This is a genomic window from Duganella sp. Root198D2, assembly GCF_001428585.1.
Lineage (GTDB): Bacteria > Pseudomonadota > Gammaproteobacteria > Burkholderiales > Burkholderiaceae_D > Rugamonas.
The window spans coordinates 192255-207846 of sequence record NZ_LMIC01000050.1 but is presented as its reverse complement, the minus strand read 5'-3'; the positions used below and the strand labels follow the sequence as shown (position 1 = coordinate 207846).

Below are 15592 nucleotides of genomic sequence, written 5' to 3'. Positions count from 1 at the left end.
CAGGATTCCGAGCACGCAAAACCACACCCCGGGCTTTGCACAATCAAAGTGACTGGCCGGTCTTCTGGCTCGCCTTCATCCTCCCCTGGCCTGGCCTTCCCGTGCGGTGCACAGTGGCGTTGGTCAGCTTCGTCCGGCTTACAGCAGCGGGGGCTGCGCCGGACTGGCGCAAGATGGCAATCCCGCGCGGCACCGGCTTCCCGTTTCACCTCCCTGCAGGCTTGCAAGAAGGCACCAATCACATAACGTGCGCCATTCTAGCAGAGTGGATTCCAGCGGCAATCTAGCTAGAAAAGCAACGACTGTTGTTATATGGATCCACTACTTCAAAATCATTGGTAATTCGAGAGAATTAGGTATTTACTGCTAAGTACGCGTCAAAGAACGTGTCTGGGAGAGTAAAAATGCATAACAAGACAACATTACAAGTCCTGGCAGCCGCCTCCGGACTTGCGGATGAGCGCATCCAGGAACTCTGGGAAGGGGCGGATATGTATGCCCGTGCCCAGGCTGGGGACCCGGATTCGCCGCGCTACCAGCAAGTGCTGCACGAGCGCATGGCGGCCATGGTCGAACGCGAAGTGGCCAAACGCCATGCCGCTGACGGCGAACCCTGGGTGCTGGCAGATGCCCACCTGGGCCAGATTGAAGTGTCGCTGTCCGACGCCCTGAAAGCCTTCGGCAGCCGCACGCACCACGTTATCCACTAGCAAGGCAAAGCCGCCAACACGGCTGTGAACCGCACCCCGATCCCGTGCCGTCCACAATGCGGTGCCTGTTGTACGGCGCCCGCAATCTCCAGCCCGATTCCCGGCATGCCTGAAGGCAAACCGGCGGGCGTGCCCTGCATCCAGCTCGATTCACAACGGCGCTGCAAGCTGTACGGCTTGCCCGAACGCCCCCGCGTGTGCGTCGAGTTCAGAGCCGATGAAGCGGTGTGCGGTGCGTCGCGCGAGCAGGCCATGCGCTGGCTGGGTTGGCCGAAGCTGTAGAATATCGCCCCATCATGAGTTTCCAATGCCGCCCAGCCTGTGGCGCCTGCTGCACTGCGCCTTCGATCACCTCGCCGATTCCCGGTATGCCGAACGGCAAGCCGGCCGGGGTGCGCTGCGTGCAGCTGGGCGACGATAATCTCTGCAGGATTTTCGGCCGACCCGAACGCCCGGCATTCTGCGGCGGCCTGCAGCCATCGGCTGAAATGTGCGGCGAGACGCGCGAGCAAGCCATGCACTGGCTCACCACGCTCGAGCTGGCCACAGCGCCCTGAACACGCCAGCGGGCAGTGGAAACGATTCCCAGCTAGAATGTTCAGCTATGAATCAAGCCATCGACCACCGCCATCGCCTGTCCACCCGCCTCGCCTTCCTGACCGCGGGCCTTGCCATGTCCGCTTGGGCGCCGCTGGTGCCCTATGCCAAGGAACGCCTGCAACTGGCGGAAGGCCCGCTCGGCCTGCTGCTGCTCTGCCTTGGCCTGGGTTCACTGCTGGCGATGCCGCTGACCGGCGCGCTGGCGGCGCGCTTTGGCTGCCGCAAGGTGGTGCTGTGGTCGGCGCTGGCGGTCTGCCTGGCCCTGCCCGGCCTGGCACTGGCGCCGACGCCGGTCCTGCTTGGGCTGGTGCTGTTCGTCTTCGGCGCCTCGCTGGGCACCATGGACGTGGCGATGAACGTGCAGGCCGTGATTGTCGAAAAGGCCAGCGGCGGCGCCCTGATGTCCGGCTTCCATGGCATGTTCAGCCTGGGCGGTTTCGCCGGCGCCGGCGGCATGGCGCTGCTGCTGTGGCTGGGCAGCGGCCCGCTGGTCGCCTGCCTGGCCATCGTGGCGCTGATCGTACTGCTGCTGTGGCGCGCCGGCGCCGACCTGCTGCGCGAACCGGAAGCGCGCGACGACGGCACCCCAAGCTTTGTCATGCCGCACGGCGCGGTGATCTTCATTGGCGCGCTGTGCTTCATCGTCTTCCTGGCCGAAGGCGCCATGCTGGACTGGAGCGCCGTGTTCCTGAGCGCCGAACGCGGGCTGGAAGAAGGCCGCGCCGGTCTCGGCTACGCCGCCTTCGCCGTCGCCATGACCGTGGGCCGCCTGACCGGCGACCGTGTGGTGGGCCGCTTCGGCGGACGCCGCGTGCTGCTGGCGGGCGGCCTGTGCGCCGCAGCCGGCTTCTTCACGGCAGTGGCCTCGCCCACGCCGGCCGTGGCGCTGGCCGGATTCGTGCTGATCGGCCTGGGCGCCTCCAACATCGTGCCCATCCTGTTCACCGCCGCCGGCAACCAGAACGCCATGCCGGCCAGCCTGGCGATTGCCGCCATTACCACCATCGGCTATGCCGGCATCCTGGCCGGTCCGGCCATGATCGGCTTCGTGGCCCACCTGTCCAGCCTGGACCTGGCCTTTGCCGCCCTCGGCGGGGCACTGTTGCTGGTAGCCGCCGGCAGCCGCCTGGTGCGGGTGCACTCCTGACGCAGCGCAAACCAGGGCCCCGGCAACGGCGCTACTCTTGACTGATGTGCATTGGTCGGCCGCGCTCATGGTAAGCTTCGTGCCCGCGCAGCATCCCGCCCGCGTTCCCCACCGACACATTTAGCAAAATCACAATGGATATCGTTCTCGCGCTGAAGGCTCTGATCATGGGTCTGGTCGAAGGATTTACCGAATTCCTGCCGATTTCCTCCACCGGCCACCTGGTGCTGGCGGGTAGTTTGTTGAATTTCACGGGCGAGAAAGCCAAAGTGTTCGAGATTGCCATCCAGGGCGGCGCCATGGTGGCGGTAATCTGGGAGTACCACAAGAAGATCTGCGAAGTCCTGTCCGGCATGTTGCGCGAAGCACGCGCGCGCCGCTTTGCGCTCAACGTGGCGGTGGCCTTCATTCCGGCCGCCGCACTGGGCTTCCTGTTCGAAAAGAAGATCAAGGCCGTGCTGTTCGCGCCGGAGCCGGTAGCGCTGGCCTTTATCATCGGCGGCCTGATCATCCTGTGGGTCGAACGCCGCGCCAGGAACAATCCGGTTGCCGTGCGCGTGCAGTCGGTGGACGATATGACCTTGCTCGATGCGCTGAAAGTCGGCTTCGCCCAGGTCTTCGCCCTGATTCCCGGCACCAGCCGCTCCGGCGCCACCATCATTGGCGGCATGATGTTCGGCCTGTCGCGCAAGGTGGCGACCGAGTTCTCGTTCTTCCTCGCGATCCCGACCCTGCTGGCCGCCACCTTCTACTCGCTGTGGAAGGATCGCGCGCTGCTGAGCGCTGCCGATTTGCCGCTGTTCAGCATCGGCGCGGTGGTCGCCTTCGTATCGGCCTTCGCCTGCATCCGCTGGCTGCTGCGCTACATCAGCACCCACACCTTCACCGTTTTCGCCTGGTACCGCATCGTGTTCGGCATCGTGGTGATCGCCACCGCCTACTCCGGCATGATCAGCTGGGCAGAATAAAAGAATGCAAGACCAGGACACCAGCCAGCGCGCACTACACTTGCTGCAGACCGTATTCGGCTACCCAGCCTTCCGCGGCCAGCAGGGGGAGATTGTCGAACATGTGGGCAATGGCGGCGATGCACTGGTGCTGATGCCGACCGGCGGCGGCAAGTCGCTGTGCTACCAGATCCCGGCCATGCTGCGCAACGGCGTGGGCGTGGTGGTGTCGCCGCTGATCGCTTTGATGCAGGACCAGGTCGACGCCCTGGCCGAAGTCGGCGTGCGCGCCGCCTTCCTGAATTCCACGCAAACCTATGAAGAAGCGGCGCGCATCGAGCGCCTGGTGCGCACCAACCAGATCGACCTGCTGTACGTGGCGCCCGAGCGCCTGCTGACGCAGCGCTGCTTCGACCTGCTGCAGGATTCGCAGATTGCACTGTTCGCCATCGACGAAGCGCACTGCGTGTCGCAATGGGGCCACGACTTCCGCCCGGAATACATCAAGCTGTCGGTGCTGCACGAGCAGTTCCCGAACGTACCGCGCATTGCGCTGACGGCAACCGCCGACCATCAGACCCGCGCCGAGATCATCCACCGCCTGGCGCTGAACGATGCCGCGCAATTCGTCTCTTCGTTCGACCGCCCGAACATCCGCTACCAGATCGTTGAGAAGACCAATGGCCGCAAACAGCTGCTGGACTTCATCACCGCCGAGCATGCGGGCGATTGCGGCATCGTGTACTGCCTGTCGCGCAAGAAGGTGGAAGAGACCGCGGAATTCCTGAACGAGCATGGCGTGCGCGCCATGGCCTACCACGCCGGTATGGAGCATGCGAAGCGGGCCGACAACCAGGCACGCTTCCTGCGCGAGGAAAATATCGTGATGGTCGCCACCATCGCCTTCGGCATGGGCATCGACAAGCCGGACGTGCGTTTCGTCTGCCACCTCGACCTGCCTAAATCGATCGAGGGCTACTACCAGGAGACCGGGCGCGCCGGCCGCGACGGCATGCCGGCCAGCGCCTGGATGTCCTACGGCCTACAGGACGTGGTGCTGCAGCGGCGCATGATCGACGAGTCCGAGGCCGACGAAAATTTCAAGCGCGTGCTGTCGACCAAGCTCGATTCCATGCTGGGCCTGTGCGAGACCCTGAGCTGCCGCCGCATGCGCCTGCTGGAATACTTCGGCGAACCCGCCACGCCTTGCGGCAATTGCGATACCTGCCTGATTCCGCCGGTATCCTTCGACGGCACGGTGCCGGTGCAGAAACTGCTGTCGGCAATCTACCGCTGCGACCAGCGCTTCGCTGCCGGCCACGTGATCGACGTGCTGCGCGGCGCCGAATCGGAACGCATCCAGACCTGGCACCACGACAAGCTGTCCGTGTTCGGCATCGGCGCCGACCGCAGCGAGCAGGAATGGCGCGCCATCCTGCGCCAGGTCATTGCACTGGGCCTGGTGACCGTCGACCACGAACAATTCAGCTCGCTCAAGCTGACTGACGCCGCGCGCCCGGTGCTGAAAGGCGGCCAGAAAGTGCAGCTGCGCCAGTACCAGAAACCGGTCAAGCAGAAGCGTAGCAGCTCGACGCCGAAAGGCTATGAGGAAACCAGCCTCGATGGCGACGAGCAGCGCGTCTTCGACCGCCTGCGCTCCTGGCGCATGGGCGCGGCGCGCGAACACGGCGTGCCGGCCTATGTGATCTTCAACGACGCCACGCTGCGCGAAATCGCCAAGGTGCGTCCGTCTTCGCTGAACGAGATGCGCGGCATCTCCGGCGTGGGCGAGAAAAAGCTGGTGTCCTACGGCGACGAGATAATTTCGTTGCTTCAGACTATCTAAACGATTGCCGTTGCTCAACTGCGACGGCGAATCAAGGCTCACTATGAAATGTTTGCCAACCTGCTATTCTATTTCCAATCGGAACCGAAAATTGGATCTGTTACCATGGCAAAACAGGGTCGAGAAAGTGCGATAGCTCTCAATTTCGGAAACGGCGAGGCTACAAAGCTGCATTTCCAGAGTTCCTACCCCGACTCTGAAATCGTCATTGGCTTGGTCGCTGCCGTGGGCACGGACTTAGAGCATGTCGCCAGAGAAATCGTCGAGCGCCTAAAGGCATTTCGGTACAACTCAAAAGAGATCAAGATATCGCGAGATATCATTCCGGTCCTTCGCAAGACAAAAAATCATACAGATCATTTTGCACGCATTGACAATTTGATGTCTACGGGCAATCGGTTGCGCAAAGATTCAGGTGAAAATTCAATTTTGGCGCTTGCCGCTGCGGCAAGTATTAACGAATTTCGTATCAAGGCAAGCTCGGGAGCGCACCCTGCTGCCTTCAAGAAGCAAGCATTCATAATCAGTTCGTTGAAGCACCCTGACGAGGTTGAGCAGCTTAGAAAAATCTATTCAAACGGCTTTTTTTTAATTGGAATTCATTCCACAGAAGAACGCCGGACTGAGCTTCTAACCAAGAGGAAATTTATATCCGAAGATAAAGCAAAATTGCTTATTCAGCGAGACCAAGAGGAGAACGAACCCTTTGGGCAGCATACCCGCGACACCTACCATCTTTCGGATTTCTTCGTTAATCTCCAAGGAAATCTTGACAAATTTCAAAACGATATCTGGCGCGTGATAGATTTGATCTTTGGAAAGCCGTTTGTCACCCCAACATTTGATGAGTTCGCGATGTTCATGGCGTTTTCCTCCTCACTAAGGTCGGCCGATCTTTCCAGGCAAGTTGGAGCCGTGATTGCGAAAAATAAGAATATCATTTCCACAGGTGCCAACGACGTTCCTAAATCTGGCGGAGGCCTTTACTGGCCACATTATGATCAGAACAACACAAAGATTGAAGACGAACAAGGTGGGCGGGACTACATGCGTGGCGGTGACACGAACGTCTTGGAGAAGAATGCGATAATAAGTGACATTTTGGAAAGAGCGAGCGATTCAACTAAGCGAGAGCTGAAGAAACTACTAAAATCCAGCAAGATAAAAAACATCACCGAATATGGTCGCGCTGTTCATGCCGAAATGGAGGCGCTGTTGGCTTGTGGCAGAAGTAAGGTTGGAACAGTTGGCGCAACTTTATATAGTACAACTTACCCTTGTCACAACTGCGCGAAACATATTATCGCAGCCGGCATAAAGCGGGTAGTTTATGTGGAACCCTATCCCAAAAGCAAAGCGTATGAATTCCACTCTGACTCATTAAGCCATAACGACTCAAATAAAGTTCTATTCGAACCTTTCGTTGGTGTCGGCCCGCGAAGTTTTTTTAACTTGTTCTCAATGAACTTAGGTAGTGGATATAAAATTCTGCGAAAACTAGGAAATGGAAACATCGTGGACTGGAAAGAATCTACGAGTTCGCCTAGAATGAAATTAACCCCCTCTTCTTACATTGAACGCGAACAACTGGCTGCCGTAAGTGTGCTTAATTGCCTGGAGAAATTGAAATGACGGATCTATCGAAAAGCTTCCTCGACCATTTGAACAAGACTCGCGATGCGGTAAACGAATGGCCAGCTTGGAAGCAACACGCGCTTACTCCTCCAGTCTCGACTCAACTTAAGTCAAATGGCGTGCCGCCATTACATACGGAAAAAGGATCGAAAGAAAAGAAACGCTGATCCTTGGTCCTCTCATTTTCACGAGCTTTCGTTGCTCTTTGCAAAACCAAGCCGCAACGATTTTTTAACGCCAACTCATCGCGGCGATCGTCAGGCTGATCGCCGACCTGGCCTGAGGCGCAGGCTGCCCAGCAGCGCCAGCCCGGCCAGCAGCAGCGCGCCCTGCGCCGGTTCCGGCACCGGCGACAACAGGAAAGTCGCCCCCTGATCCCATTCGTTGCCGCCGCCGGCAAGGACCTGGCCCCTGGCGTTGATGTCCCAGGCCCTTTCCAGGAACCAGCCGGCATATTGTTCCTCGTTCCACAGGTGGTCCAGCACGTATGGCCGGTCCTGGTACCACAGCATGGCGCGTTCATAGGCACTCTCGCCCACCACGCTGCCGGCGTCGTTGATATCGAAGGCATAGCGCGGCCACAGCTGCTGGAGTTCCCGTTCGGTACCGCGCACCAGGAACGTGTGGGCGTAGCCATTTTCCTGGTAGCCTGCCCGCCGGCCCTCGTTGTTCAGCGCACTGGCGTAAAAGTCGTAAGGCGTGCGGTCGTCGCCGAAGACGCCGTCGCGCCAGCTCCTGACGCCGAATTCGTCGGTACGGCTGCCAAGCACCATTCCCACATCATTGATGATGGTCGGCCCGTAGTCGTCAAACAATTGCGCAGCCCTGCCATCCCCCCACTGGATGAAGCCGACTGCCCCGGTCCCGTTAGCGTGCGCCTCGTGGTTATAGCCGACAATGTCGCCACGGTTGTTGATGCCGGCAGCGACGCCGCCCGAGCCGGCGCTTTGAACCAGCTCCATTGCGCCACCGTTGCGCCACATGAGCGCTTGCGGTTTCGCAAACCCGGGCACGATGCCATTCCCGATCACCGTTTCCTGGCTATTGAATCCTGTGATGCTCAAATCGGCTCCCCTGTCCCGGTATTGGACGCGCCGGCCATATAGCCGATGATGTCGCCGCGGTTGTTGATGCCCTCGGTGTAGCCACCGAGGCCACTGAAGGGCAAGCGCTCTACTGAGCCACCATTGCGCCATACCACTGGCTGCGGCAGGCTGTAGCCCGGGATCAGCGCATTGCCAACCACCGTTCCCTGGTTGTTGAAGCCAGTGATGGTGACTTCGCTGGCGGTGCCAGGCAGGTGCAGTATGGAACCATCCGGATACCAGATGGCAGGCTTGCCATCCTGGCCGATGCCGGCGACCTGGCCCAGGTCATTCAGTACCTGCGGCCCCGCGCGCCAGCTCAAATCGTGCGCATCGGCGCGATAGTCTTGCGCGTTACAGCGCGATGCTAGCCGCGGCGCTGGTGAGCTGGCGATAGCGGCCGGGCGGTGCGCCGACTGCTGCGCTGAAGCGGTGGGTGAAGTGGCTCAGGTCGGCATAGCCGCAAGCCTCCGCGACCTGCTGCAAAGGCAGGCGGCCCGCACGCAGCAGCCCGCGCGCACGCTCGATGCGGCACGCCGCGATCCAGGTGGATGGCGGCATGCCGAAGCTGATGCGGAACATGCGGGCCAGGTGGAATTCCGACATGCAGGCGAGCTGCGCCAACATGCCCAGGGTGATGTTCTGGTCGAGGTGGGCTTCAATGTATTCGTGCAGCCGGCGCCGCACCAGCGGTGCCAGGCCGCCGCGCAGGCGCAGGCCGGGCCTGCTCATCGACTGCGCGTGCAGCAGTTCGCTCAGGGCTTGGTGCGTGATTTCGTTGGCGCGCAGCAGTTGGTCGGCGTCCTCCCACGGCTGCTGCAGCAGGTCGCCGCACAGCTGCACCAGGCGCTGGTTTTCGAAATAGGTGCGATCCTGCAGCGTCAGTTCGCGCGGCTCGCGGTCCAGTTCAGCCACAGCGCGCTGCGTGAAATGCTCCGGCATGAAATAGACGTGCAGCATGCGCAGCTGGCCGCGCACTACCCACTCCGACTCATGCCAGTCCGGCAGTGAGCACAGGCGCTGCGGCGCACCGTACTGCCCCGGCAAGCCTTCGCGTTCCACGCTGTAGCCGCCGCCCAGGTAGCAGGACAAGGTATGGTGGCCTGGCTGGCGGTATTCCGTGAACGCCTCCTCCGTGCTGCGATGCCAGACCGCTGCCGCCAACCCGTCGCCGAGCCAGGCAAAACGCTCCAGCGTCGCATCGGTGCCGGACATGGTGCGGAACACCGCGTGCGACATCGCATCACCCGGCTCCGCCGCCAATGCCGCGCGCGCCGCCGCCCCCACGCGCTTGCGTGGAACGGCATCATCAGATTGTCCAGTCAGAGGCTTCACGCCGAAAAGTCTAGCACGGGCACTCCCGCCCTGCCGGGCACCCCTTCGATATGCGCAAGATCAGACAAAGCCCTGTCGGGAAAATTTACAGCGACCTTAAACCCGGCTACCCCTTATCCATAAGAATCAGTGACTTGCAGGCATGGGGTATAAAAATTGCTTATTGCTTTTGAAGCAATACTGCCAACAAGACTACTACTCTGAAAGGAAATATCGATGAAAAAGCTCGCTTGCCTTGCAGCCCTGTCAGTCGCCTTCGCCACAGCCCAGGCAGGCCCGATCCAGCTGGACCTGACCAGCGGCATCTTCGCCAACAACAACGGCTCGGTCGTTGTCGACACCTACACTGAAGATGGTTTCCGCCTGCGTACAGTGCGCGCCGGCGACCATTTCGATCCGGCGTTTATCGGCGACATCGGCATCCACAACGGCTTCCAGAATGCCGACGACGTGAGCTGGGTCATCGACTTCTTCGGCGCCAGCTTCAACCTGGTCAACATCAATATCGCCGGTTACGTCGATGGCGCATCGTCGATCACTGTGACCGGCTCCAACGGCGCCACGCAAATCTTGTCCGGACTCGGTACCCTGGCGCTCGCCGGCATGGGTAACGTGATATCGGTCGTCTTCAATATCGGCCAGGACGGCGGCACGCAGGGCTTTGGCTTCTCCGAGATCAACGTCGATACCACGCCAGTGCAGCAATTGCCGGTACCGGGCTCGCTGGCGCTGCTTGGCCTTGGCCTGTCGGCACTGGGCATTTCACGCCGCCGCACGGCGAAGTAGTCGGCAAATTGCCAGTGTCCGCCACGGTACACTGGCAGTTTTTACGAGCCAGCGTCGTCCATGTTCCGTTTTTTCCTGCCCGTCGTCTTGTTTTTCCCGGCGTCGGCCTTTGCCACCGACAGCCAGCGGCAAGTACCAGCAATGTCGGCGCCGCAGTTCGACAGCCTTGTCGCGGCACTGGAATCGGGCCAAATTGACCGCACACAATTGGCTGCGCTCTCTCAGGTTGGCAGCGGCAATATCACGCGCCTGACCGCGCGGACTGGCTTGCCTTACATGACGCCAAGCGCGGATGAGGATTACTTCTCGTTCGGTGCCGATTCGGGTAAAAAGCATTACATCGTCTGGTTCACCGTCACCCCTCGCCTGCCGCAGGACGCCGAAACGCCCGGCCTGGCCGCCATTCTGGCCAATCGCAGGGTCACCCAATACCATGTGATCGCCTTAATTGAGGGCAGGAAGGAAAGCAATCTGGTCGCGAGCCGCCTGCGCGACGCGGATAGCAGCAAGATCAGACAACCAGGCCAGCGCGATTGACGGCATGCTGGGGGCACTATGAATATTGCCCTCTACCTCACCACGGTGCTCATCTGGGGCACCACCTGGATCGCGATCAAATTCCAGCTCGGCGTCGTCGCTGCGCCGGTGTCGATCGCTTATCGTTTCTGGATCGCGGCGCTGGTGCTGATGCTGATCCTGCTCGTGCGCAGGCAGCAGATCCTGCCGCCGCGCTCAGCGTGGCGCTACCTGGTCGCGCAAGGACTGGCTCTGTTCTGCTGCAATTTCCTGTGCTTCTACTACGCCACAACGTGGGTGCCGAGCGGGCTGGTGGCGGTGGTGTTCTCCACCGCGCCGATCTGGAATGCGATCAACGGACGCCTGTTCATGAAGCGTCCAATCCGGCCGCAAGTACTGGGCGGTGCGGTACTTGGACTGGCAGGCATCGTGATGCTGTTCCTGCCTTCCATGCGCGGCCACTGGAACGACAGCGGCATGCTGGCCGGCCTCGGACTGGCCCTGCTTGGCACGCTGTGCTTCTCGACCGGCAACCTGCTCTCCAGCCGCATGCAGGCGCTGGGCATGCAGCCCTGGCTGACCAACACCTGGGCCATGCTGATCGGCGCCACCATCCTGACGATAGGCGCACTGGTCCTCGGCATGCCGTTCAACTTCGACCCAAGCCCGCGCTATGTCGGCGCTTTGCTCTACCTGGCCGTGCCGGGCTCGGTGATCGCCTTTACGGCTTACCTGCTGCTGGTGGGGAGGATCGGGCCGGACCGCGCGGCATACTGCACGGTACTGTTCCCGGTGGTGGCGCTGACGGTGTCCACCTTCTTTGAAGGCTACCAGTGGAGCAGCATGGCGCTGGCCGGGCTGCTGCTGGTGATCGGCGGGAATTTGCTGGCCTTCATGCCGGCGCGGGCCAAGGCCCAGGCGCCGGCGACTGCCTAGCTTACTTCTTGGTGAACACCAGGTCCCAAACGCCGTGGCCCAGTTTCAGGCCACGGTTTTCGAACTTGGTCAGCGGGCGGTATGCCGGCTGCGGCGCGTAGCCTTCAGCCGTGTTCTGCAGCGCCGGCTCGGCGCCCAGCACTTCCAGCATCTGCACCGCATAGTCTTCCCAGTCGGTTGCCAGGTGGATGTAGCCGCCCGGCGCCAGGTGCTCGCACAGGGTCTTTACAAACGCGGGCTGGATCAGGCGGCGCTTGTTGTGGCGCGCCTTATGCCATGGATCCGGGAAGTAGATATGCACGCCCGCCAGCGAACCGGCCGGGATCATATCGCGCAGGACCTCCACGGCGTCATGCTGGATCACGCGCAGGTTGGGGATGCCTTCGTCGCCGATCATCTTCAGCAGGCTGCCTACGCCAGGGGTATGCACTTCGACACCGATGAAGTCCTTCTCCGGCATGACCTTGGCGATGTGGGCGGTGGTGCCGCCCATGCCGAAGCCGATCTCCAGGATCACCGGCGCCTTGCGGCCGAAAGCCTTTTCGTAATCCAGTGCTTCCTTCGTGTGCTCAATCAGGAATTGCGGGCCGAACTCCTTCAGTCCACGTTCCTGGCCGGTGGACAGGCGGCCAGCACGCGTAACGAAGCTGCGGATGCGGTGTTCGGTCGGGTCATAGAGCATTTTGCCCTTTGGCGTGGATTCGGAAGACATGGCTGAACGTGCAAGGAAAAGGGGCGATTATACCATTCCGGTTTTATCGCCCGGCCTGCGATAATAGCGGGTCTTGTCCCTTAGGAAGCCCCTCAAATGGCCCTCGCACTGAATATCCTGATCATCGTCCTGGCACTGGTAACGCTGTACTTCCTGCTGAAGGGCGGCCCGAAAGCCACGCCGGCGCCGGCGGGCAAGCCGGCGGGCGGCTCCTACACCCCGCTGCCGCAGGGCGAACCGGTGCACCACTGGAGCGACGAAGGCCGCTTCCAGCTTGAAGTGCTGGGTGAATCGCGCTACTCCGACACCATCCGCACCCTGGCCGGCGAGCATGGCGAAGCCGCTGCCGAGGCCCGCCACAAGGCGCTGCTGCTGGCGGACGACAATAATCCCTACGAAGACAAGGCGGTCGCCGTCTTCCTCAACAACGAAATGGTTGGCTACCTGGCGCCGAAAGACGCTGCAGCTTTCCGCACCATGCTGGCGCGCCAGGAGATCAGCGGCCAGCTCACGTCGACCGACGCCGTCATCCGCGGCGGCCAGGTGTACGAAGGTAAGCGCCTGGCCCACGCCGTGTGGCTCGATGTTAACTTGTCGTAAACGCCCCACGCACAATTGAGTTTTTGGCATCCTTATGCCATATTGCGGCTTTATATTTTTGATAATTCCGCAAAGGATGTCCATGAAGACCAAATTCGCCTTGCTGCTGCCAGTCCTGCTGCTGGCCGCATGCGCCAAGAAGCATCCGCAACCTGAGGCGGCAGCGGCTGCCGCTCCAGCCCCTGCCACTGCAGCCGCTGCGCCGGCCCCGGCACCTGCCGCCGTACCGGCTCCGGCCGCCGCGGCAGCCGCCGCCCCGGCCGGCAATGCTCCCCTGCCGACGCCAATCATTTCCACTGAAAACATGAGCGACGAGCAACTGGAAACCGCCAAGCGCCAGGCCAAACTCGATTACTCGAATATGGAGCAAGCCTATCTGGCCGATCCGGAAGCACAATGGGCCAGTGCTGCCAACGCCAGTTCGAACTACAGCGACAGCCAAAACGCCTCCAAAGCGATTGGCAAGGTGGACGGCAACTACTGGTCCACCAAAAGCAGCGATGTCGGCTTCGATTCGCTGGAAGTGACGTTCGATAAGCCGGTCAACGCGACCCAGCTGCGCGTAGCGGTGGCTGATGCCTATGGCCTGGATGGCATCACCAAGGTAGAGCTGCAAGATACCGATGGAAAATGGTACACCGTCTGGTCCGGCGTGCACGGCGTGAAAGCCGACAAGCGCGGTCCACGCACCTGGTTCGTGCAGCCGATCGAGAAAACGGCGTACAAAGCCAAGGCCGCACGCATCACCAAGTCCAACAACATGACCAGCTACTGCCTGCAGGTCGACGCCGTACAGCTGATCGGCTCCTGATCGGGCGCCCTGCCTTTCCCGACAGGCGTATCATGGTTCCAGCTGCTTGCAGGAGGCTACTATGGAACGTGAACGGGCAAAGGCAGGGGACGCGGTGCGGCCAATCGGCTGGCGCCATAAGATGCTGGTGATCCGCACCACGCCGGGCCGCTCGGGCCGGAATGATGACGAGGACGTGCTGTGCCGCTGGCACGACAGCGACGGCGAGCACCAGCAAACCTTCAAATCAGGACAGCTTGAAATCCTGAACTCAGCCGCGCAAGCGCGCAACCCGCGCGGCCGAACGCTTATTTGAGCAGGCCGAAGACTTTGGAAATCGCCTTGCTGCCGTAGGAAATCGGATTCTCGCGGATCTTCTTCTCTTCTTCCCCGATCATCAGGAACAGGCCATCCAGCGCGCGCTGGGTGACGTAGCTTTCCACGCTGGCCTGCTCTTCGGTGGCCAGGCCGAACTTGGTGGCTTGTGCCATGGCGCTGTTGAACTGGCCGGACAGCTTGGATTTATCGGTCACGCCTTTCACGATCGGCTTGAATTTCACCGCCAGCGGCGCTGCCGTTTTCTCCTTGAAGAAATCGGTGACCGAGGTGTCGCCGCCGGTCAGGATCGCCTTCGCATCGCTCAGCGTCATCGACTTGACGGCATTGACCAGCAGCGGCTTGGCCAGCGGGACGGCTTGCTCGGCGGCGCGGTTCATCGCGGTTTCCAGCTCATCGAGCTGCTCGCCGCGGCCGGTCATTTCCAGGATCGGCCGCGCTTTTTCCAGCACGCGCGGCAGCTTGATGCGCACCGCATCGTTGTTCAGGAAACCGCCGTCCACGCCCAGCTTGCCCACCGCCGCGACCGAACCGGCTTCCAGTGCGGCTTTCAGGCCGCCGCCCGCTTCCTTCTCGGTCAAGGCGTCCAATGGGTTTGCAAAAGCGGTGGCGGCGAGCGCCATGCCGGCCAGCAGGGTGGTTACTTGTTTTGTGATGCTCATGGCGCACCTCCTTCGTTACAAAGGCTCAACCCTACCATAAGGACGACGCTTCCAGGCAAGACTCGCCACCGCCGCCAGCACGCAAACCATGCCGGCCAGTTGCGGCGGCGTGATGGCTTCATGCAGGACGGTATTGGCGAACAGCGTGGCGGAGATCGGCGACAGGGCCGTGAACAACGCTGCCTCGGTGCCGCTCACGCGCGCCGAGCCGGCGTACCACAGCACGAAGCCAAGCACGGTGGGCACCAGCGCGTAGTACAGCACCGCTTGCAGGGCGCCGGGCTTGACGCTGATGTGCCATGGCTGCTCAAAGGCCAGCGAAGCGCCGCCCGCCAGCAGCAGGCCAAGAGCGCACATTAACGTCGACAAGGGCAGCGCCTCGACCGGCGCGCTCAAGCGCTTGTTCAGCAAGATGAAGAACGACTCGCACGCCACAGCGGCCAATACCAGCGTCATCCCAAGCAGTTGCCCCGTCCCGCCGTCGGTCCCGGTGCCGCGCCAATTTACGCCGCTTGCCACCAGCACGCCAAGCGAGGCCAGGGCGATCGCGCCCAACAGGCGCAGCGTCGGCCGCTCGCCGAGCCCCAGCACGGCAAATGCCGCTGACACGATCGGCAGCGTGCCAACCAGCACGCCCGCGGTAGCCGCGCTGGTAAACGACATCCCCGAAATCAACAGCACCGTATAACCAACGCTTCCCGCCCCCGCCTGCAGCAACAGCAAGGCCGCGTCGCGCCGCCCGATGCGCGGCCAGCGCGCCCGCAACAGCCAGCACAAGGCCAGGAATATCGGCAGCGCCACCATGAAGCGCAAGGCCGTCGCCGTGAACGGCGGCAGTCCGGACGCAATCACCTTGCTGGCCACCACTGTGCTGCCGACCGTCACCATCGCCAGCGCGCAATACAGGTACCCCACCATTTGCAGCCTCCATCAACGAAAGCTGCAGGCT

The 15592-nt window shown here is 61.5% G+C and carries 19 protein-coding genes and 1 riboswitch; of the genes, 13 read left to right on the top strand and 6 right to left on the bottom strand.

The genetic code is table 11. The features are described from left to right. Positions 1–36: 36 nt before the first annotated feature. Positions 37–254, bottom strand: a riboswitch (cobalamin riboswitch). Positions 255–404: 150 nt separating this feature from the next. The 7 genes from ASE26_RS27850 (at position 405) to ASE26_RS27825 (ending at position 6882) form a co-directional block, all read left to right on the top strand. Further along, positions 405–710, top strand: coding sequence for a hypothetical protein (locus ASE26_RS27850; RefSeq protein WP_057247335.1), 306 nt, complete (start codon positions 405–407; stop codon positions 708–710). Positions 711–749: 39 nt separating this feature from the next. Continuing rightward, positions 750–992, top strand: coding sequence for a YkgJ family cysteine cluster protein (locus tag ASE26_RS30365; protein ID WP_082591501.1), 243 nt, complete (start codon positions 750–752; stop codon positions 990–992). Positions 993–1006: 14 nt separating this feature from the next. Beyond that, positions 1007–1267 carry a YkgJ family cysteine cluster protein gene (locus ASE26_RS27845; protein WP_057247334.1) on the top strand — a complete coding sequence of 87 codons (261 nt, stop codon included), beginning with the start codon at positions 1007–1009 and terminating at the stop codon, positions 1265–1267. 47 nt (positions 1268–1314) lie between these two features. Then, a complete protein-coding gene (locus ASE26_RS27840; protein ID WP_057247333.1) occupies positions 1315–2457 on the top strand; it encodes an MFS transporter in 1143 nt (380 codons plus the stop codon). A 134-nt stretch (positions 2458–2591) separates the two neighbouring features. Beyond that, positions 2592–3425: an undecaprenyl-diphosphate phosphatase gene (locus ASE26_RS27835; RefSeq protein ID WP_055934092.1), complete on the top strand. Its 834-nt coding sequence runs from the start codon at positions 2592–2594 to the stop codon at positions 3423–3425. Between the two features lie 4 nt (positions 3426–3429). Then, entirely contained in the window at positions 3430–5250 is a 1821-nt protein-coding gene (gene recQ, locus ASE26_RS27830) for a DNA helicase RecQ (RefSeq protein ID WP_057247332.1), read from the top strand. Positions 5251–5298: 48 nt separating this feature from the next. Then, positions 5299–6882 carry an anti-phage dCTP deaminase gene (locus ASE26_RS27825; protein ID WP_200960851.1) on the top strand — a complete coding sequence of 528 codons (1584 nt, stop codon included), beginning with the start codon at positions 5299–5301 and terminating at the stop codon, positions 6880–6882. A gap of 260 nt (positions 6883–7142) precedes the next feature. Here the strand turns inward: ASE26_RS27825 and ASE26_RS27820 are convergent, their stop codons facing one another. From ASE26_RS27820 to ASE26_RS27810, 3 genes are read right to left on the bottom strand one after another with little or no spacing between them, the layout of a single operon-like run. Further along, positions 7143–7949: a PEP-CTERM sorting domain-containing protein gene (locus ASE26_RS27820; RefSeq protein ID WP_057247331.1), complete on the bottom strand. Its 807-nt coding sequence runs from the start codon at positions 7947–7949 to the stop codon at positions 7143–7145. Beyond that, positions 7946–8293, bottom strand: a complete 348-nt coding sequence (locus ASE26_RS27815; protein WP_057247330.1) for a hypothetical protein — start codon at positions 8291–8293, stop codon at positions 7946–7948. Before ASE26_RS27815 ends, ASE26_RS27820 begins: the two co-directional genes overlap by 4 nt. A gap of 31 nt (positions 8294–8324) precedes the next feature. Then, positions 8325–9209, bottom strand: coding sequence for a helix-turn-helix domain-containing protein (locus ASE26_RS27810; protein WP_057247329.1), 885 nt, complete (start codon positions 9207–9209; stop codon positions 8325–8327). 312 nt (positions 9210–9521) lie between these two features. On the opposite strand from ASE26_RS27810, the gene ASE26_RS27805 reads away from it, so the two are divergent. From ASE26_RS27805 to ASE26_RS27795, 3 genes are read left to right on the top strand one after another with little or no spacing between them, the layout of a single operon-like run. Then, positions 9522–10091, top strand: coding sequence for a PEP-CTERM sorting domain-containing protein (locus tag ASE26_RS27805; RefSeq protein ID WP_055934101.1), 570 nt, complete (start codon positions 9522–9524; stop codon positions 10089–10091). Positions 10092–10151: 60 nt separating this feature from the next. Further along, positions 10152–10628, top strand: coding sequence for a hypothetical protein (locus ASE26_RS27800; RefSeq protein WP_055934103.1), 477 nt, complete (start codon positions 10152–10154; stop codon positions 10626–10628). 18 nt (positions 10629–10646) lie between these two features. Then, the gene (locus ASE26_RS27795; protein ID WP_055934105.1) at positions 10647–11543 is read left to right on the top strand and encodes a DMT family transporter; all 897 of its coding nucleotides are present in this window, start codon (positions 10647–10649) and stop codon (positions 11541–11543) included. A gap of 1 nt (position 11544) precedes the next feature. Here ASE26_RS27795 and trmB read toward each other — a convergent pair whose 3' ends face one another. Next, positions 11545–12225 (bottom strand): tRNA (guanosine(46)-N7)-methyltransferase TrmB, encoded by a 681-nt coding sequence (gene trmB, locus ASE26_RS27790; protein WP_055934489.1) that lies wholly within the window; start codon positions 12223–12225, stop codon positions 11545–11547. 126 nt (positions 12226–12351) lie between these two features. Between trmB and ASE26_RS27785 the strand changes: the two genes are divergently transcribed. From ASE26_RS27785 to ASE26_RS27775, 3 genes are all read left to right on the top strand, one after another. Continuing rightward, positions 12352–12855: a hypothetical protein gene (locus ASE26_RS27785; RefSeq protein ID WP_055934107.1), complete on the top strand. Its 504-nt coding sequence runs from the start codon at positions 12352–12354 to the stop codon at positions 12853–12855. Between the two features lie 82 nt (positions 12856–12937). After that, positions 12938–13666, top strand: coding sequence for a hypothetical protein (locus ASE26_RS27780; RefSeq protein ID WP_229207219.1), 729 nt, complete (start codon positions 12938–12940; stop codon positions 13664–13666). A 61-nt stretch (positions 13667–13727) separates the two neighbouring features. Next, complete coding sequence (locus tag ASE26_RS27775; protein ID WP_055934111.1) at positions 13728–13961, top strand: hypothetical protein; 234 nt, start codon at positions 13728–13730, stop codon at positions 13959–13961. Here the strand turns inward: ASE26_RS27775 and ASE26_RS27770 are convergent. Continuing rightward, the gene (locus ASE26_RS27770) at positions 13954–14643 is read right to left on the bottom strand and encodes a DUF4197 domain-containing protein (RefSeq protein WP_055934114.1); all 690 of its coding nucleotides are present in this window, start codon (positions 14641–14643) and stop codon (positions 13954–13956) included. The genes ASE26_RS27775 and ASE26_RS27770 overlap by 8 nt on opposite strands. Before the next feature lie 15 nt (positions 14644–14658). Beyond that, entirely contained in the window at positions 14659–15561 is a 903-nt protein-coding gene (locus ASE26_RS27765) for a DMT family transporter (protein ID WP_055934115.1), read from the bottom strand. Positions 15562–15592: the final 31 nt, after the last annotated feature.